This window comes from Caulobacter sp. FWC2 (genome assembly GCF_002742625.1).
Taxonomy (GTDB): Bacteria; Pseudomonadota; Alphaproteobacteria; order Caulobacterales; family Caulobacteraceae; genus Caulobacter.
Genome location: NZ_PEBF01000001.1, coordinates 1,127,924 through 1,145,123, shown reverse-complemented (window position 1 = coordinate 1,145,123; position 17,200 = coordinate 1,127,924). Strand labels below are relative to the sequence as shown.

Genomic DNA, 17,200 nt, shown 5'->3' with positions numbered 1-17,200 from the left:
CTGCAGTTCGCGGAGCCTTTCATGGCCTGGCATCGGAAGAAGAAGATGAGCGTCACGACGGGCGCCGCCGTCGTCATCTCTCTGGGCGTGGGCGGCGTCGCCGCCGCGCAATCGATGTCGACGAACTCGGCCTCGATGAACGCCGGCTATGGCCGCAGCGCGGGCCAGGAAAATCGCATGGTCGAGTATTCGACCCGCGACGCCAACGGCAACCGGGTCATCGTCGATGGCGTCATGCTGACCGGCTCGGACCAGAGCGTATATTCGTCGAGCCGTTCGTCCGGCTCGCTGGACGCCTATTCGGGCGTCGGCGGCGTGGGCGGCTATGCCGGCTCGACAGCGATCGGCAACAACCTGACGGTCATCACCCAGGGCAACAACAACACGGTCATCGTCAATTCCAGCCAGGTGAACAACGGCAACGTCACCGCCGGCTCGAACGTGGTGAAGGCGGGAACCCCGCAATGAGCTTCAAACCTACAGGCCTGATCCTGGCCCTGATGGGCGCGACGGCCCTGGCCGGATGCGGCAGCGTGCCGGTAGCGTCGACGGCCGGCAACTACGCCCAGCCGATCGGAAGCGCGCCGGTCACGGCCAACCCGACCGACTATTCGGCCGCCCTGGTCTGTCTGAACCAGTACGCCCGCGCCAACCACGTGGCCGCGCCGCGCATCGCGATCGGCCGCATCGCCGACTATACCGGCAAGGAAGAGTCTGACGGCTCTGGCCGCAAGGTGACGCAAGGCGCCTCGCTGATGGCGACCTCGGCCTTCGCCAAGGCCGGCATGCCGATGGTCGAGCGTTTCGACACCTCGGTGTCGGAGTTCGAGCTGAAATACGCCAACAACAAGCTGATCTCGGACCGTCCGAACCCCGCGCCCGATGCGCCGGCGGAGTACCGCAAGATCCTGGCCGGCCAAGTGCCGGGCTCGGACTTCTACGTGGTCGGCGGCATCACCGAACTGAACTACAACATTCGCTCGCAGGGCGTGGACGCCTATGTCGGCGACAAGGACACCGACGGGCTGAAGGGCAACTTCCGCCGCCGCGTCTTCATCATGAACATCGCGCTGGACCTGCGGCTGGTGAACACCCGCACGCTCGAGGTGGTGGACGTCATCTCCTATCAGAAGCAGGTGGTCGGCCGCGAAGTCAGCGCCGGCATCTTCGACTTCCTGAACGGCAACATCTTCGACATCTCGGCCGGTCGCGGGGCGCTCGAGCCCATGCAGCTGGCGGTGCGCGCGCTGATCGAACGCGCCGTTGTCGAGATGAGCGCCAACCTCTACGGCATGCCCGGTCCGCAAAGCTGCCTGCGCTACGATCCGTTCGGCGACGCCACGGTCGGCCAGACCGGCGCCTTCACTCCGGCCTACGACAATCTGGGAACGAACAATGCGCAAACCCGCGACGACCCGTCTCGCTGGAACGCTAAGCGTGATCCCGATATTCGTGATTCTAAGCGCGGTCGCTACTAGCCAGCCCGTCCACGCCCAGGCGACCACGCCGAGCCCCGTTCTCAACAACCAGATCAATCTGGGCGAGATCTTCTCTGAGCAGGGCCTCAACGTTCAGACTTTGTCGGACGGCGTCACGGCCAGCACGACGGCCCAGGCCAACGGCGTCTCGATCGGCGTGACCAATGCCGACGCCTCGGCGAACTCGAACCAGGAAAACCAAGGCAAGGTCTCGGCCCAGGGCATCGTGAGTATCGAGGACTACGCGGGCGCGGCCTCCGCTGCACGCGCCACGGCGGTCGGCAATTCCGGCGCCCTCTCCGCGTCCAACGGCACCGTCTCGGCCCGCGTCGCCCAGGTTAATTCGAACGAGGTGACCGCACGCGGCCAGGTCCAGGCGGGCGAGGCGTCGGTCAAGGATCTGACCGTCTCCAGCCTGGCCATGGGCAACAGCCAGGGCGTCGATCTCGACAATGGCTCGGCCGGGGTGCGGATCAGCCAGTCGACCACGGCCAACGTGATGGCCGACGGCGGCGCGTCCGTCGGCTACGTCTCGGGGACCAGCGCGGTGACAGCGACCACCGCCGGTAACAACATCAATATCAACGGCGGCAATCAGTCGGCCGTTCGCGCCATCACCGACCAGGCCAATACGGCCGAGCTCACCCAGGCCAGCAAGGTCACCGCCTATGGGAATAGCTACCTGTCGGCGACGGTGGCCACGGCGACCGGCAACAACCTGGCGGTCCAGAACGAGGGCCCCTTGGCGGACGTGACGTCCCACCAGTGGAATACCTCAAGCGTTCGCGGCCAGGCGGATGCAAGCTCGTACCAATTCAGCGCTGCACAGACGAGCGCCTACGCGGTCGGAAACTCCTCACAGGTGAACAATGTCGGCCCCGAGCTGACGCTGGACAACCTGCAGACCAATGAAGGCGGCGGGGTCGGAGCGGTCGCCAGCTTCCAGGGCCAAGAAGGCTACGACACCGTGACCTCGGCCACGGCCATGGGCAATGCTGTGACGGGCTATGCCTGCTCGAAGTGCAACGGCCGGATGACCGTGACCAACAACCAGACCAACACGGCCGACATCGGCGCCAGCTCCAGCACGACGGTCAATTCCGGCCGGCAGGTGACGGGCATCTCGACCGCCATCGGCAACAACGCCAGCTTCAACGTCACCTCGCCGGGGTACTAGGTTGAGCGGAGCGCATGCGCTCCGCTCCGGCCAACGACAGAGCCTAGGACTTCACGACGCGGTGCAGCCTATGCATGTCGTCGCGCCGCATGCCGCCGATCGTGGCGGCGACACTGGCGGCGAAGGCGCTGGTCAGAGCGCCGATCCCCAGGAACAACGAGATCTGGGCGCCGATCTGGCCGACCCGGATCATCTCGGCGGCCGACGGCTCACCGATCGGCGCGGCGGAGGTTTGGACGCTCAACGCGCCCAGCACCAAGAGACCGACGATGCTGGCGGCCCAGGCCAGCAGGCCGTGGGCGGTGTCCCGGAAATAGGTCTCATGATCGTGGATATGCAGCCACTTGGTGCGCAGCCGCCCGGCCAGATAGCCGCCCAGCATGCTCGCCGCCACCTGGCAGGCGATGAAGACCGCGCCGATCGTCGGCGTGAAGTCACGCGCTTCGAGACCCGCGGGCCAGCGCGGCGACATCTTCAGGCCGAAGCCGGCGCCGAGCGAGACCAGCACGAAAAGCATGGCGACCGTCGCCGCGGCGCCGGCCAGGATCGAGTCCCAGCTGACGGGCGACTGGTGCTCGTCGGGGATGTCGGCCGTCGAAAGTTCGGCTCCGTACGCCATGGCGGTGCTCCTCCGGCTCAAAAGTGGTGCGTGCAGAAGGCCAGGAGGAGAATGACGGGGAGGGGAACCCCCAGAAGCACGAGTAGGATCGATCGCATGGCGGGAAGCCCCTTGCTGGGAATGAAAGGGCGCTCTGCATCCATGGCCGCGCCTTGCTTCGCTGAACGAAGCTGCCGAGCGGTGGGTTCCGGCGTGCGTAACGACGCGGCCGAGGGGCCATGTCAGGCCCTGGCGGGATCAACCCAAACCAGGCGGCGATTTTGACGTTTCCTCGGCGCGCGGCCTGCTATACGGCCCTCATCTCCGCGACATACCGCCGCTTTAGTATTGAACGATCATGGCCTCCCCGACCCGCGCGCCCGTTCTCGCCCTCAAGGACGTCCGTCTCGCAGACGGCGCCAAGCCCCTGTTCGACGGCGTCGACCTCGCCCTGGAGCCGCGCGTGCGCGCCTGCCTGGTCGGCCGTAACGGCGCGGGCAAGTCCACCCTGCTGAAGATTCTGGCCGCCCAGGGCGTCGAGCCCGACAGCGGCGAGCGCGCCGTGCAACCGGGCGCCAAGATCATCTTCGTCAGCCAGGAGCCGGAGATCACCGGCGACACCCTGCTGGACTATTGCACCGCCGGCGGCGCCGAGGACTACGAGGCCCAGGCCGCCCTGGCCGACTTCGGCCTGGATCCGGAGAAGAGCTCGCAAGGCCTGTCGGGCGGCGAGAAGCGCCGCGCCGCGCTGGCCCGGGCGTTCGCCGAACAGCCCGACGTGCTGCTGCTGGACGAGCCGACAAACCACCTGGACATCTTCGCGATCCAGACCCTGGAAGAAGAGCTGGCCAGCTCCAAGTGCGCGGCCCTGATCGTCAGCCACGATCGCGCCTTCCTGAACCGCGTCACCCAGCGCACCTACTGGCTGGAGCACCGCAAGGTGCGCCGCCTGGACAAGGGCTTCGCGGAGTTCGAGATCTGGAGCGAACAGGTCCTGGCCGCCGAGGCCGAGGAAGAGCGTCGCCTCAACAAGGTGCTGGAGCGTGAGAACGCGTGGCTGGCGCGCGGCGTCCAAGGTCGCCGGGCCCGCAACGAAGGCCGCCGGCGCGCCTTGATGGACCTGCGCGCCCAGAAGAAGGACCTGCAGGGCGACAAACGCGGCTCGATGTACATGGCCGTCGAGAGCGCCACGACGTCCGGCAAGAAGGTGATCGAGGCCAAGCACCTGACCAAGAAGTTCGGCGACCGCGTGATCGTCGAGGACTTCTCGACCCGCATCCTGCGCGGCGACCGCGTGGCCCTGGTCGGCCCCAACGGCGCCGGCAAGACCACGCTGGTCCGCCTGCTGCTGGGAGAACTCGAGCTCGACGCCGGCACGGTGCAGCTGGGCACCAACCTGGAGGTCTCCTACATCGACCAGGGTCGCATGGCTCTGTCGGACAAGATCACCCTGTGGGATTTCCTGACCCCCGGGGGCGGCGACTCCATCCTGGTGCGCGGCCAGCCCAAGCACGTGGCCGGCTACGCCAAGGACTTCCTGTTCACCGAGGCCCAGCTGCGCCAGCCGGTGACCAGCCTGTCGGGCGGCGAGCGCAACCGCCTGCTCTTGGCCAGAGCGCTGGCCAATCCCACCAACCTGATGGTGCTGGATGAGCCGACCAACGACCTGGACATGGACACGCTGGACCTGCTGGAGGACCTGCTGGCCGACTTCGAGGGCACGCTGATTCTGGTCAGCCACGATCGCGATTTCATCGATCGCCTCGCCACCTCGACCATCGCCATGAACGGTCACGGCAAGGTGCTGGAGACCCCCGGCGGCTGGACCGACCTGATCGACCAGAGCCCGGACTTCTTCAAAGGAGCCCGTGGGGCCAGCGTCGGCTCGTCGTTCACGCCTGTAGCGCGGACCACCAAGGGCGCCGCACCGGCTCCCGCGCCCGTGGCCCCGCCGGCGAAAAAGGCCGGCAAGCTGACCTTCAAGGACCAGCGCCGTCTCGAGGAGTGTGAAGCCCTGATCGCCAAGAGCCCGGCCATCATCGCCGGCTTCGAAAAGACCCTGGCCGACCCGAACCTCTACAGCCGCGATCCGACGACCTTCGACAAGACCATGAAGGCCCTCGACAAGGCCCGCGCCGATCTGGAGCAGGCCGAGATGGAGTGGCTGGAACTGGAAGAGAAGAGGGAAAATCTGGCCGGCTGATCCGGGGATCGCTTCACGCGCGTCGCAATGCCGAAAAGCTGATCGCGTCATCGGACCCGCGGGCGGCGCGACGCCGAGGTCGGCCCCGCCCTCTTGAATTGGGGGTCCCGCCATGCATTCTCAGCAGCACTCGCTCTCAGGCCTGGAAATACAATCGCTTAGGGGTGTCGATGTCGCGCGGTCGTCCTGCGACCAAACGACACATCCTGCGATAGAGCAGCAACCGGGCCGTGCGCGGGCGTATTGAAGGGTTACGTCATCCTCAAGCTCGCCTGGCGATTGCTTGCGGATGACGCGGTGATCACGGCGTTGTCTTCCGAACCTTCGGCCCTCGACGCTCGACCCTGGGGGATGGAAACGGCATGCCGCACGGGCTGGCCCAGCAGGAAAAAAGACGGCAGACCGCCCTGCTGCTGGGTCTGTCGGTCGCCATCGTCGCCAGCCTGGCGTTCAGCGACTATCTGAGCCGCTCTGTCCTTGGCGTCGCCGCCTTCTGGCCTGCCAACGCCCTGCTGGCCGCCGGCCTGATCACCCTGGGCGGCTGGCGTCGCGTATCGCTGACCACGGTCTTCGTCGCCTTCCACCTGGCCTTTGACCTGCTGGTCGGCGACAGCCCCGCGCGCGCCTTGCTCCACGCCGGGATCGACACGCTGGAGGCGCTCGCCGTCTGGGCCGTCTGCCTGCGGATCTGGGGCGGCACGCCCCGCATCCGCACCCTGCGCGCGCTGATCATGCTGCCGGCCATCACCACCCCGATCGCTGCCGGCTCCGCTATCCTCTGCGCGGGAATTCTGGCGCTTGGGTTCGGCGCGCCGTTCTGGAGCGTGCTGTTCGACTGGTTCCTGCGCGGGGCCTTGGGCCTGGCCATCGCTCTGCCCGCGACCCTTGTCCTGATCGACGCCGAGCACCGCCGTTCGTTCCACCGGACCTGGCGCGAGCAGTTGGCCCTGATGTTCGGGGTCGGCGCGATCACCCTGCTGTGCGCCCATCCGGCTTGCGGCCTGCCGCCGTTCCTGATCTTCCCGGTCGCCCTCATCACCGCCTATCGCCTGGGCGCGCGTGGCGCGGCCATGGCTTCGCTGGTCGTGGCCGTGATCACGCTACCGATCGCCATGGCCGGCGCCTCCCCGCGCTTCAATGCGATCCTCGGTCCCACGGCCCAGGCGCGGACCATCCAGGTGTTCATCCTGGTGCTGTTCTACACCTGCCTGGCGGCGGGCCTGGCCCTGGCCCAGCAGGACCGGCTCAAGCGCCTCCTCATGCGCCGCGAGCAGCTGACCCGCGCCGCCCGCGCCCGGGCGCTCGCCGCCACCGAGGCCAAGACCGAGTTCCTGGCCACCATGAGCCACGAGATCCGCACGCCGCTGAACAGCGTGCTCGGCTTCGCCCAGCTCCTGGCCGCCCGCGAAGACCTGCCGCCCGACGCCCGCCGGCAGGTCAACCTGATCGACAGCGCCGGCGCGGCCCTCCTGACCGTGGTCAACGACATCCTGGACTTCTCGCGGGTCGAGGCCGGCCAGATCGAGCTGCTGCCCCAGCCGACCTCGGCCGCCGGCCTGCTGCGCGACACCGTGGCGATCATGGAGCCCGAGGCCCGCGCCAAGGGCCTGACCCTGGCCCTGGAGATCATCGACCCGGTTCAGGCCCTGCACGATCTCGACGCCGATCGTCTGCGCCAGATCCTGATCAACCTGCTGAACAACGCCGTGAAGTTCACCGATCAAGGCCGCATCGACGCGCGCCTGATCGTCGAGCCGGGCGACCTGGAGGATCGCCTGCGGTTCGAAATCATCGACACCGGCGTCGGCATCGACCTCGACAAGCAGGCCCTGTTGTTCCAGCGCTTCTCCCAGGCCGACAGCTCGATGAGGCGGCTGCACGGCGGCGCGGGCCTGGGCCTGGCCATCTGCCGGGCGCTGATCGACGTGATGGGCGGCAAGATCGGTGTCGACAGCGTGGCCGGTCGCGGCTCCTGCTTCTGGATCGAGCTTTCGGCCCCAACCGCCGAGCCGATCGCCGTCTCCGAGCGGCCCAAGGCCGCGGCGCCGGGCGCGGCCAAGATCCTGATCGTCGACGACCACCCGATCAATCTGGAGATTGGCGCGGCCCTGCTGACCCTGGTCGGCTGCAAGGTCGACGTCGCCGACAACGGCAAGGAGGCGGTCGAGCGCGCCGCGAGCGGCGACTACGACATCATCCTGATGGACATTCACATGCCGCAGATGGACGGGCTGCAGGCGACCCGGGCGATCAAGGCGCTGCCCGGCCGTCCAGGAAAGGCCCCGATCATCGCCATGAGCGCCGACGCCCTGCCCCGCCAGGTCGAGCGCTGCTACGCCGCCGGCATGGTCGACCACATCGCCAAGCCCATCCAGCGCGAGGTGCTGTACGCCAAGGTCGAGCGCTGGCTGAACCGCAAGGCGGCGCCCGAGATCTAGACTGCCCCAAACCGTGGATCATGGAGACTTGGAACTCAGTCCGCTCCCCCCTAACTTGACCGCGAACAATCGGGGAGCCTCATCCATGCAGCGCCGCGCCTTTGCCGCCTCCTGTGCCGCTTGGGGCCTGATGGCCCTGCTGGCCGGCTGCTCGCCGGCCAAGAAGGAGACGGCCGCCCCGGCCGGCGTGACGAAGCTCAAGCTGGCCACCGACTGGCGCGCTGAGGCGGAGCTGGGCGGCTACTATCAGGCCCTGGCGACCGGCGAGTACAAGAAGCGCGGCCTGGACGTGACCTTGATCCAGGGCGGCCCGGCGGTGAACGTGCCCCAGTTGCTGGCGACCGGCGCGGTCGATGTCGGCGTCGGCTCCAACAGCTACGTGGTCATGAACCTGATCAAGGAGAACGCGCCGGTGAAGGCCGTGGCGGCCTTCATGCAGAAGGACCCCTGGTCGCTGATCGCCCACCCCGACCAGGGCGTCGACACCATCGCCGACATCAAGGGCCATCCGGTCCTGCTGTCCGACGCCTCGATCAACGGCTACTGGGCCTGGCTGAAGGCCAAGTACGGCTTCACCGACGATCAAGTCCGCAAGTACAACTACTCCACCGCCCCGTTCCTGGCCGACAAACGCATCGTTCAGCAGGGCTATGTGACCAGCGAGCCGTACCTCATCGAGAAGGAAGGCAAGGTTAAACCCAAGGTCTTCCTGCTGGCCGACAGCGGCTATCCGGCCTACGGCTCGATGGCCCTGGTCAATGACAGCCTGATCGCCAGGAACCCGGCGGCCGTGCAGGCCTTCGTCGAGGCCACCGCGGCGGGCTGGAAGTCTTACCTCTACGGCGATCCCAAGCCGGGCGACGCGGCGATCCTGAAGGACAATCCGGAGATGACCCAGGACGTCCTCGACCAGGCGCGCGACAAGATGCGGTCCTACGGCGTGATCAGCGCCAAGAACGGTGACGGCGACATCGGCCTGATGACCGACGAGCGGTGGAGCGCGTTCTTCAAGGACGCCAGGGCGCAGGGCGTCTATCCGAAGGACGGGGACTTCAAGAAGGCTTACACGCTGCAGTTCCTGCCCAAGGGCCAATGAGCGCTCCCGTCGCCAGCCTCGCGGCCGTCGAGGTCGACTATGCGCGCGGCCGCGCCTTGGGGCCGGTCGACCTTACGCTGGCGGGCGGCGAGATCGTCGCCCTGGTTGGGCCCTCAGGCTGCGGCAAGTCCACGGCCTTGCGGCTACTGGCCGGTCTGGAGGCGCCGACGCGCGGGATCGTGACCCGCGCCGCCGGCAAGGGCGAGACCTCGGTCGTCTTCCAGTCGCACACCTTGGCCCCGTGGCTCTCGGCGCGGGACAATGTCGCCCTGCCCCTGGAACTGGCGGGCATGGCCAAGTCCGCCGCCCGCGCCGCGGCCGACGAAGCCTTAAGCCAGGTTGGCCTCGGCTCCGCCCTCAACGCCCGCCCCGCCCAACTGTCCGGCGGCATGGCCATGCGCGCTTCGCTGGCGCGCGCCCTGGTCACTCGACCGCGCCTGCTGCTGCTTGACGAGCCCTTCGCGGCCCTGGACGAGATCACCCGCCGCGCCCTCGCCGACGACGTCCTGGCCCTGGTCGAGGACCTGAAGCCCGCCGTCGTCTTCGTGACCCACAATGTCGAGGAGGCCGTCTACATGGCCCGCCGCGTCGTGGTCATGACCCCCGGTCCCGGCCGCATCGCCGGCGAGGTGGCCATCGACGGACCCGTCGTCCGCCCGGCCGGCTTCCGCACCACCGAGGCCTTCCGCGCCGCCGCCGAGGCGGTGTCCTCCCTGCTCGCGCACGCGACGGAGCGCGCGGCGTGAAGCGCATACTCGCCCCCGCGATCCTGATCGCCGTCCTGCTGGGCGGATGGGAGATCGCCTGCCGCGCCCTGGCCGTGCCGCCCTATCTGTTGCCCGCACCCAGCGCCGTGGCCCGCGCTCTCGCCGAGTCCTGGCCCCTGCTGCTGGGCTCGGCCTGGGCGACGCTGTCGACCGCCCTGCTGGCCCTGGTCATCGCCAGCCTGGTCGCCTGCGGCCTGGCGCTGGCGGTCAGTCTGAACAGCGTTCTGGAAGATGCCGTTAGGCCGATCGCCGTCACCCTGCAGGTGACACCGCTCGTGGCCATCGCCCCGCTGGTCACCATTTGGGCCGGCATCGACCATCCCGAGCGGGCGGTGATCGGCCTGGCCGCCGTGGTGGCCTTTTTCCCCATCTTCTCCGGCGCCCTGTCGGGGCTGAAGGCGGTCGATCCGGATCTGGCCCGCCTGTTCGACCTCTATGGCGCCAATCCCTGGCAGCGCCTGGTCCGGTTGCGCCTGCCGTCCGCCGTGCCAGCCCTCCTGGAAGGCCACAAGGTCGCGGCCGGTCTGGCCATTATCGGCGCCGTGGTCGCCGAGTTCGTGGCGGGTTCCGGTGGGTCCCAAGGCCTGGCCTGGCGTATCCTGGAGGCCTATAATCGCCTGCAGACCGCCAAGGTTTTCGCCGCACTCGTGTCTCTGGCTGTACTCGGCGTTGCCTTGCACGCCTTAATGGAAGCGATCGAACGGCGACTTCTCAACTCTTGGCGCGGACGTTAGCGCGAGATTAAGGCGACGGGCTCTACCATGGCAGTTCGATAGAGAATTCATCGGAACGGTCCATGCGCGCCGCCTTCCTCATCGCCGCCCTTGCCTGCGCCCCCCTGGCGTGCGCGGGCGCGCATGCGGAGACCCGCCAGGAGAGCCGCTATGGCCCCGCGCCCGAACGCGCGCCGACGCCGGTCAACGGCCGCGCCCCCGGCTATACCGGCTCGACCTACGGCGGTCGCGCCCTGGGCTGGAGCGGCAAGCGCGAGATCGCCGCCCCTCAGGCCCAGGCCGCCGCCCAGGTCCAGCCTTGGTGGGCTCAGCAAGCGCGGGAAGCCCAGCAACCGCCGATCGCACGAGCGGCCTATCAGCCGCCCGCTCCGGCCTACGCGCCGCAAGCCCCGCAGGCCCCAAGCGCAGCCCTGCCACGCAACATCTACGACGCCCCCGCGCCCCAAGCCGCGCCGGTTCCCGCCGCCTATTCCGCGCCGGCCCAGCCCGCGCCGCGCTTCCGCGACGGCCAGATCGGCGCGCGCACCTATTCCGTCGGCCGCCAGTTCGGCATGGCCCCTGATCCCATCCCCGCCGCCGGTCCCCCGCGCGTGGTCCTGATCACCGCCCCGCCGACGCTGGACGAGGACAAGCCGCGCGAGGAGGGCAACGGCGAGTGGTCGGCCAAGCCCGAGAAGGAGAGCGGGCAATAATGCAGTCGCGGCTTCACGATCTTATCTCGCTCGCCAACGAGCCCTCCAGCGTCAAGCGCCGGGAGCTGCTGCGCGGCGTCACCGACATGTTCTTCTCGGGCGAGGGCCACAACGCCGTCGAGATGGGCCTGTTCGACGACGTGATGAGCCAGCTGGCCGGTGAGATGGAAGAGGCGGTCAAGGTCGAGTTGGCCCAGCGTCTCGGCGAGGCGCCGGCTCCGCCGCGCGGCCTGTCGCGCACCCTGGCTTCGGACACGATCACCGTCGCCGCTCCGATCCTGCGCAACTCCAGCGCCCTGACCGACGAAGATCTGCTGCACGTGGCCCGCACCCAGGGGCAGGACCACCTTCGCGCCATCTCGCAACGTCAAAGTGTGTCCAGCATCGTCTCGGACGCGATCGTCGCACGCGGTGACGACACCACGCTGGGCGTCCTGCTGCGCAACGAGGGCGCGGTGCTGTCGCGCGAGGCGCACGAGACCGTCGTCGATCGCGCCGCCGCCAACCCTTCGCTGCACGAGGCGGTCATCGACCGCAACAGCCTGCCGGTCGACCTGCTGAACGAGATGTACTTCATGGTCGAGGCGCGCCTCCGCGACCGGATCATGGAGAAGAACGCCGGCGTCGATCCCGCCATGCTGGAGGCCGCCCTGACCGCGGGGCGCAAACGCGTCGCGGTCGAGGACGGCGCCCTGCCCGCCGACTTCGCCGAGGCCGAGAAGGAATTCCGCACCCTGCGGGCCAAGGCGCGGATCTCGCCGCAGATCCTGGCCAACATGCTGCGCGCCAAGAAGACGACGCTGTTCCTGGTGGCCCTGGCCGACATGGCCGATGTCGATTTCCACACCGCCCGCAAGATCGTGGAGCGGCGCGAGATGGACGCCCTGTCGGTGATCTGCAAGGCGGCCGATTTCGACCGCTCGCTATTCCTGACCTTCGCGCTACTGATCCTCGAACAGAGCGACGACGTGATGACGAAGGCCAAGGCGTACGGCGAGCTGTACGCCGCCCTGCCGCGGGAGTCGGCTCTGCGCACGATCCGCTTCTGGCGCCTGCGTCGCACGACCGGCGACGTCGCCGCGGCTTAGGGCCGCCGCCCAAGGCCCCGACCTTGAGCATTAAGGCGAAAACCGGCCGCTCGCGCGCCTTGCGTGCGCCATGTCCGACGGCCAAGGTGCCGCCCTCTTATTCTCCTGCCCTGGATTCTAGATGATCAGCGCTTCGCGCTTGGCGCTCGTCGCCGCCGCCGGCCTCTCGGTCGCCGCCTGCTCGCACCTCCCCAAGCCTTCCATCCCGTTCATGAGCAAGGACGGGGGCGACAAGCCGGCCGCGTCCGCGCCGAAGATCCCGGAGGCCCCGCCCCTGGCCGGCCCCAGGATCGCCGACCTGAAGCCGGGCCAGTGGGCGCAGGAACTGTCCGACGTCGCGCCCGATCCGTCCTGGCGCTTCGGGACGCTGTCCAACGGCATGCGCTACGCCATCCGCAAGAACGCCACCCCGCCCGGGCAGGCTTCCGTTCGCCTGTGGTTCGACGCCGGCTCGCTGATGGAAGCCGACGATCAGCAGGGCCTGGCCCACTTCCTGGAGCACATGGCCTTCAACGGCTCCAAGAACGTGCCGGAAGGCGACATGGTCAAGATCCTGGAGCGTCACGGCCTGGCCTTCGGCGCCGACACCAACGCTCAGACCAGCTTCGACGAGACCGCCTATCAGCTGGACCTGCCCAAGGCCGACGACGACACGGTCGACACCTCGCTGATGCTGCTGCGCGAGGCGGCCGGAGAGCTGACCATCGCCCCCGACGCCGTCGACCGCGAGCGCGGCGTGGTCCTGTCGGAGCAGCGCAATCGCGACACGCCCGGCTACCGCGTCGCCATCGCCACCCTGTCGGCCCAGATGGAAGGCCAACTGCCGCCCAAGCGGATCCCGATCGGCAAGACCGAGATCCTGAAGACCGCTCCGGCCCAGCGCATCCGCGACTTCTACGAGGCCTATTACCGTCCCGAGCGGGCGGTGCTGGTGGCCGTCGGCGACTTCGATGTCGACGCCATGGAAGCCAAGATCAAGGCCAAGTTCGGCGACTGGGCCGGCAAGGGCCAGCCCGGCAAGAACCCCGACGTCGGCGCAGTGGCCAAGCGCGGTCCGACCGCCAAGCTGCTGGTCGAGACCGGCGCCCCGTGGTCGGTGCAGATGACCTGGATGCGCAAGCCCGACGGCCTGCTGGAGACCAAGGCCGTCGACGATCGCGACATGATCGAGAACCTGGCCTTCGCGGTGATCAACCGCCGCCTGCAAGCCATCGGCCGCTCGGCCGAGCCGCCGTTCATCGCCGGCGGGGCCTTCAAGGGCGACCAGTATGGCGCGGTGCGGGTGACGACCTTCGGCGCCACCGCGCAGCCGAGCCGCTGGCGCGAGGCGATGAGCGCGCTCGACGCCGAGCAGCGCCGCGCCGTGCAATACGGCGTGCGCCAGGACGAACTGGATCGCGAGATCGCCACCTTCCGCGCCGGCTTGGTCGCCGCCGCGGCCGGCGAAGCCACGCAGCGGACGCCCGCCCTGGCCAACCAGTTGCTCAACACCTTGGGCGACGCGGAGGTCATTACCTCTCCCAGCCAGAACCTGGCCGCCTACGATGTCCTGGTGAAGGGCCTGACCGCCGAGCGGGTCAACGCCGTGCTGAAGAGCGCCTTCGCCGGCTCGGGTCCGTTGCTGGTCGTCGCCGCGCCCAGCAATATCGACGGCGGCGAGGCGGCGATCCTCAAGGCCTATGACGAGCTGAGGAACCAGCCCGTCACCCCGCCGGCCGCGCCGGGCGTCAGCGTCTGGCCCTATTCCACCTTCGGCCCCACCGGCAAGGTCGTCGAGCAGAAGGACGTCACCGATCTGGACGCCGTTTTCGTGCGCTTCGAGAACGGCGTGCGCCTGACGGTGAAGCCGACCAAGTTCCGCGACGATCAGGTCGTGGTGAAGGTCCGCACCGGCCACGGCCTGCTGGACATGCCGTCCGACGCCCAGAGCCCTCTGTGGTCAGCCAGCGCCTTCATCGAGGGCGGCCTCAAGCAGATCAGCGCCTCGGACATGGAGCGCGTGCTGACCGGCAAGATCTGGAACGCCGGCCTCGGCGTCGAGGACGACGCCTTCGCGCTGAGCGGTCGCACGCGCCCCGAAGACCTTTCGACCGAACTGCAGGTCCTGGCCGCCTATGCGACCGAACCCGGCTGGCGTCCGGAGGCCTTCAACCGGGTCAAGACCAGCTACGCCACCTTCCATGACCAGCTGGAAAGCACGACCGGCGGCGTCCTCAGCCGCGACCTGGGCGGGCTGATGCACGGCGGCGACCAGCGCTGGACCTTCCCGTCACGCGAACAGATCGCCGGCGCGTCGCTGGAACAGCTGAAGGCCACCGTCGCCAATCCGCTGGCTCAGGGCGACCTGGAGATCGTCATCGTCGGCGACACCACGGTCGACAAGGCCATCACCGCCGTCGCCGACACCTTCGGCGCCCTGCCCAAGCGTCCGGGCGAACCGCCGCTGGCCGGCGCCGACAAGGCCCCGTTCCCCGCCCCGTCGGCACAGCCGGTGCTGCGTACCCACAAGGGCCGCCCCGACCAGGCCGCTCTGTTCATGGTCTGGCGGACGGACGACCTGTTCTCGAACCTGCAGCGCTCGCGCGATGTCTCGATCCTGAGCCAGGTCTTGCAGCTGCGCCTGATCGACGAACTGCGCGAGAAGCAGGGCGCGACCTACTCGCCCAACGCCTCGGCCACGGCCAATGTCACCTTCAAGAACTGGGGCTATCTGGCCGTCAGCATGGAAGTGCCGCCCGAGAAACTGGACGGCGTCGTCGCCTCGATCCGCAAGATCGCCGCCGACCTGCGCGACAAGCCCGTGACCGCCGACGAACTGGAGCGGGCCAAGAAACCGCGCATCGACCAGATCGAGAAGGCCCGCGTGACCAACGAGTACTGGCTCGGCGCACTGTCGGGCGCTCAGGAGGACCCACGCCTGCTGGACGCCACCCGCTCGGTGCTGGCGGGCCTCTCCCGCGTCACCCCGGCCGACGTCCAGAAGGCGGCCAGGACCTACCTCGGCGACGACCAGTCGTGGCTACTGCTGGTGAAGCCGGAAGCCACCGCGACAGCGGCGAAGTAGCACCCAACAAAAAGGCCCTCCCGATCGGGAGGGCCTTTTCAATTGCGGCTGGGTGAGAGCGCCCTAGTAGACCACCCCGCCAACCCCGCCATCCAGGCTGAAGCTGGTCGTCAGAGTCTGGCGCTCCTGCACCGTCTCCTCGCGGTAGGCGGTGTAGGTCTCGGTCGTCAGAATGGTCAGGATCTTCACGCCGGCGCCGAAGCGACGCAGCAGCGAGCGCTCGTTGCAGTCGCGGGCCGGACGTTGCGGGCGGCACGAGATGCTGCCCTGGCCGCCCGACTGGGCGCCGTTGGGGCCGCCGGCCAGGCCCGAGCCGGGGCTGTGATAGAGCGACTCGTTCTTCTGGCAGATGAAGGTCTGGCCGGCGCCGCCGGTCGAGATGTCGATCTGGCCGGAATAGTCGGCGATCACGTACTGCATGCGCGAGCCTGCGATGCAGCGATAGAGCTCGCCGTCATAGGCGTCGTCGATGTCGCGGTCGGGGGTGACCTGCGAGGCCGGGTGCGGGATGTCGCGGTCGTCCAGGCAGACGGCGCGGATGATCACGCGGCGCGTCCGGGTGCGGGTGGCTTCATAGGACTGACGCCGACGGGCCTCGCCGCCCTCGACGTTCAGGCCCTGGATGTAGCCGCTGGCCATCGGGCCGGAATAGTAGCCGCCGTGACCGCCGCCACCGTAGTAGTTGGTGACGCCCGCGGCCGAACCGGCCAGCGAACCGGCGCCGGAGCTCGACCCCGAGCTGGCGCCCGAATTGGCCACCGCCGAGGCGCTGGAATTGGCGTTCACGATCACGGTCGCGCCGATGTTCACATTGACGCCGGGAATGTTGACGTGGTGACCACCACCGCCACCGCCGCAGCAGCCCGTCGGCGGCGCGGGCGGCTTCGGCGGGGCCGGAGGCGGCGAGCAGCAGGTCGGCGGGGCCGGGCAACCCGTGGTGCAGGCCACCGCGATGCCGCCGATCGTCAGGCCGCCGAGCAGCACGCTCAGGCCGATCAGCAGTCCGCGCAGGTTCAGTTTCGGCGCCTTCATCCGGCGGTTCCCTTCACATCGGGTCGTCTCGCTTTTGGTTAAGCAAGAATCGGGCCGAGCCCGCCGCTCCGCCTGGATTGCGCCAGAATGGGACGGTCGAGCCCTTGGCCCGGTTCTCCCAGCAAGGTCCATGCGGTCGAAAACAGCCGCGACAGGACCCGCCAGGGGACGACGATGTTCCATCCAAGCACGGAACGGTTGATAGACTATTGGCGCGACAAAAAGGGTGAATCCGCCCTGCCCCGCCGCGCCGACATCAATCCGGGCGATTTCCTCGAGCTTTTGCCCCAGGTCTTCGTCCTGGGCCGTGACGGCGGCAAGCTGCCGTTCCGCCTGGCCGGCGGCTTCGTCACCGAGCTCCACGCCCGCGACCTGCGCGGCCAGGACGCCCTGTCGCTGTGGGCCCTGGCGCACCGCCTGGAGCTGAAGAGCGCCCTCGACGTCGCGCGCAAGCGTCGCACGCCGGTAGTGGTCACCGCCGACATCCGCGCCCACGGCGTGCCCAGCGTCGGCATGGAAGTGCTGTTCGCGCCACTGCAAGGGGCTTCCGGGGAGACCGACCGGTTCCTGGGCCTCTACCAGCCGATCGCCATGATGGCCCGGCTGATGGGCCGCCCCGCCTACGAGCTGGGCCTTCGCGAGATCAAGCCGCTGGGCGACGGCAACACCGACATGCCACGGCTGCGCCTGGCGACCTTGGACGGGCGGCGGATCGCTTAAAGCCCCCCAAGAAACCGTTTTCCCCGGCGAAGGCCGGGGCCCAGATGGAAGTGCGTTGTGGCGGGTTCTATGAACGCCGCGCCCTTCCAATCAGCCCAAGCGCTCCGAGATCT

At 68.6% G+C, this 17,200-nt stretch carries 14 protein-coding genes; 12 read left to right on the top strand and 2 right to left on the bottom strand.

Annotated features, from left to right (window positions below):
- Positions 1-21: 21 nt before the first annotated feature.
- From hfaA to hfaD, 3 genes are read left to right on the top strand one after another with little or no spacing between them, the layout of a single operon-like run.
- Entirely contained in the window at positions 22-468 is a 447-nt protein-coding gene (hfaA, locus tag CSW62_RS05505) for a holdfast anchoring protein HfaA (RefSeq protein ID WP_099576166.1), read from the top strand.
- Complete coding sequence (gene hfaB, locus CSW62_RS05500) at positions 465-1,478, top strand: holdfast anchoring protein HfaB (RefSeq protein WP_099576165.1); 1,014 nt, start codon at positions 465-467, stop codon at positions 1,476-1,478. The genes hfaA and hfaB overlap by 4 nt, the downstream gene beginning before the upstream one ends.
- Positions 1,396-2,655 (top strand): holdfast anchor protein HfaD, encoded by a 1,260-nt coding sequence (gene hfaD, locus CSW62_RS05495; protein WP_099576164.1) that lies wholly within the window; start codon positions 1,396-1,398, stop codon positions 2,653-2,655. Before hfaB ends, hfaD begins: the two co-directional genes overlap by 83 nt.
- Positions 2,656-2,698: 43 nt before the next feature.
- Here hfaD and CSW62_RS05490 read toward each other — a convergent pair whose 3' ends face one another.
- Positions 2,699-3,274 (bottom strand): hypothetical protein, encoded by a 576-nt coding sequence (locus CSW62_RS05490; protein ID WP_099576163.1) that lies wholly within the window; start codon positions 3,272-3,274, stop codon positions 2,699-2,701.
- A 337-nt stretch (positions 3,275-3,611) separates the two neighbouring features.
- Here CSW62_RS05490 and CSW62_RS05485 point away from each other — a divergent pair, with 337 nt between their 5' ends.
- From CSW62_RS05485 to CSW62_RS05450, 8 genes are all read left to right on the top strand, one after another.
- The gene (locus CSW62_RS05485) at positions 3,612-5,456 is read left to right on the top strand and encodes an ABC-F family ATP-binding cassette domain-containing protein (RefSeq protein ID WP_099576162.1); all 1,845 of its coding nucleotides are present in this window, start codon (positions 3,612-3,614) and stop codon (positions 5,454-5,456) included.
- Positions 5,457-5,818: 362 nt separating this feature from the next.
- Positions 5,819-7,894, top strand: coding sequence for an MASE1 domain-containing protein (locus CSW62_RS05480; protein WP_099576161.1), 2,076 nt, complete (start codon positions 5,819-5,821; stop codon positions 7,892-7,894).
- Between the two features lie 85 nt (positions 7,895-7,979).
- The gene (locus CSW62_RS05475) at positions 7,980-8,990 is read left to right on the top strand and encodes an ABC transporter substrate-binding protein (RefSeq protein ID WP_099576160.1); all 1,011 of its coding nucleotides are present in this window, start codon (positions 7,980-7,982) and stop codon (positions 8,988-8,990) included.
- Positions 8,987-9,736 carry an ABC transporter ATP-binding protein gene (locus tag CSW62_RS05470; RefSeq protein WP_099576159.1) on the top strand — a complete coding sequence of 250 codons (750 nt, stop codon included), beginning with the start codon at positions 8,987-8,989 and terminating at the stop codon, positions 9,734-9,736. Before CSW62_RS05475 ends, CSW62_RS05470 begins: the two co-directional genes overlap by 4 nt.
- Complete coding sequence (locus tag CSW62_RS05465) at positions 9,733-10,491, top strand: ABC transporter permease (RefSeq protein ID WP_099576158.1); 759 nt, start codon at positions 9,733-9,735, stop codon at positions 10,489-10,491. The genes CSW62_RS05470 and CSW62_RS05465 overlap by 4 nt, the downstream gene beginning before the upstream one ends.
- Before the next feature lie 62 nt (positions 10,492-10,553).
- Entirely contained in the window at positions 10,554-11,183 is a 630-nt protein-coding gene (locus CSW62_RS05460; protein ID WP_099576157.1) for a hypothetical protein, read from the top strand.
- Positions 11,183-12,271 (top strand): DUF2336 domain-containing protein, encoded by a 1,089-nt coding sequence (locus tag CSW62_RS05455; protein ID WP_099576156.1) that lies wholly within the window; start codon positions 11,183-11,185, stop codon positions 12,269-12,271. Before CSW62_RS05460 ends, CSW62_RS05455 begins: the two co-directional genes overlap by 1 nt.
- A 121-nt stretch (positions 12,272-12,392) precedes the next feature.
- Positions 12,393-15,335 carry a pitrilysin family protein gene (locus tag CSW62_RS05450; protein WP_099576155.1) on the top strand — a complete coding sequence of 981 codons (2,943 nt, stop codon included), beginning with the start codon at positions 12,393-12,395 and terminating at the stop codon, positions 15,333-15,335.
- A 63-nt stretch (positions 15,336-15,398) separates the two neighbouring features.
- Here CSW62_RS05450 and CSW62_RS05445 read toward each other — a convergent pair whose 3' ends face one another.
- Positions 15,399-16,367, bottom strand: coding sequence for a hypothetical protein (locus CSW62_RS05445; RefSeq protein WP_099576154.1), 969 nt, complete (start codon positions 16,365-16,367; stop codon positions 15,399-15,401).
- 174 nt (positions 16,368-16,541) lie between these two features.
- Here CSW62_RS05445 and CSW62_RS05440 point away from each other — a divergent pair, with 174 nt between their 5' ends.
- The gene (locus tag CSW62_RS05440; protein WP_099576153.1) at positions 16,542-17,087 is read left to right on the top strand and encodes a PAS domain-containing protein; all 546 of its coding nucleotides are present in this window, start codon (positions 16,542-16,544) and stop codon (positions 17,085-17,087) included.
- Positions 17,088-17,200: the final 113 nt, after the last annotated feature.

Excerpts from the sequence above, each read along its gene's own strand:
- CSW62_RS05450 (WP_099576155.1), top strand. The coding sequence starts at position 12,393 with ATGATCAGCGCTTCGCGCTTGGCGCTCGTCGCCGCCGCCGGCCTCTCG.
- CSW62_RS05485 (WP_099576162.1), top strand. The coding sequence starts at position 3,612 with ATGGCCTCCCCGACCCGCGCGCCCGTTCTCGCCCTCAAGGACGTCCGT.
- CSW62_RS05470 (WP_099576159.1), top strand. The coding sequence starts at position 8,987 with ATGAGCGCTCCCGTCGCCAGCCTCGCGGCCGTCGAGGTCGACTATGCG.
- hfaB (WP_099576165.1), top strand. The coding sequence starts at position 465 with ATGAGCTTCAAACCTACAGGCCTGATCCTGGCCCTGATGGGCGCGACG.
- hfaD (WP_099576164.1), top strand. The coding sequence starts at position 1,396 with ATGCGCAAACCCGCGACGACCCGTCTCGCTGGAACGCTAAGCGTGATC.
- CSW62_RS05475 (WP_099576160.1), top strand. The coding sequence starts at position 7,980 with ATGCAGCGCCGCGCCTTTGCCGCCTCCTGTGCCGCTTGGGGCCTGATG.
- CSW62_RS05455 (WP_099576156.1), top strand. The coding sequence starts at position 11,183 with ATGCAGTCGCGGCTTCACGATCTTATCTCGCTCGCCAACGAGCCCTCC.
- CSW62_RS05440 (WP_099576153.1), top strand. The coding sequence starts at position 16,542 with ATGTTCCATCCAAGCACGGAACGGTTGATAGACTATTGGCGCGACAAA.
- hfaA (WP_099576166.1), top strand. The coding sequence starts at position 22 with ATGGCCTGGCATCGGAAGAAGAAGATGAGCGTCACGACGGGCGCCGCC.
- CSW62_RS05490 (WP_099576163.1), bottom strand. The coding sequence starts at position 3,274 with ATGGCGTACGGAGCCGAACTTTCGACGGCCGACATCCCCGACGAGCAC.
- CSW62_RS05480 (WP_099576161.1), top strand. The coding sequence starts at position 5,819 with ATGCCGCACGGGCTGGCCCAGCAGGAAAAAAGACGGCAGACCGCCCTG.
- CSW62_RS05445 (WP_099576154.1), bottom strand. The coding sequence starts at position 16,367 with ATGAAGGCGCCGAAACTGAACCTGCGCGGACTGCTGATCGGCCTGAGC.
- CSW62_RS05460 (WP_099576157.1), top strand. The coding sequence starts at position 10,554 with ATGCGCGCCGCCTTCCTCATCGCCGCCCTTGCCTGCGCCCCCCTGGCG.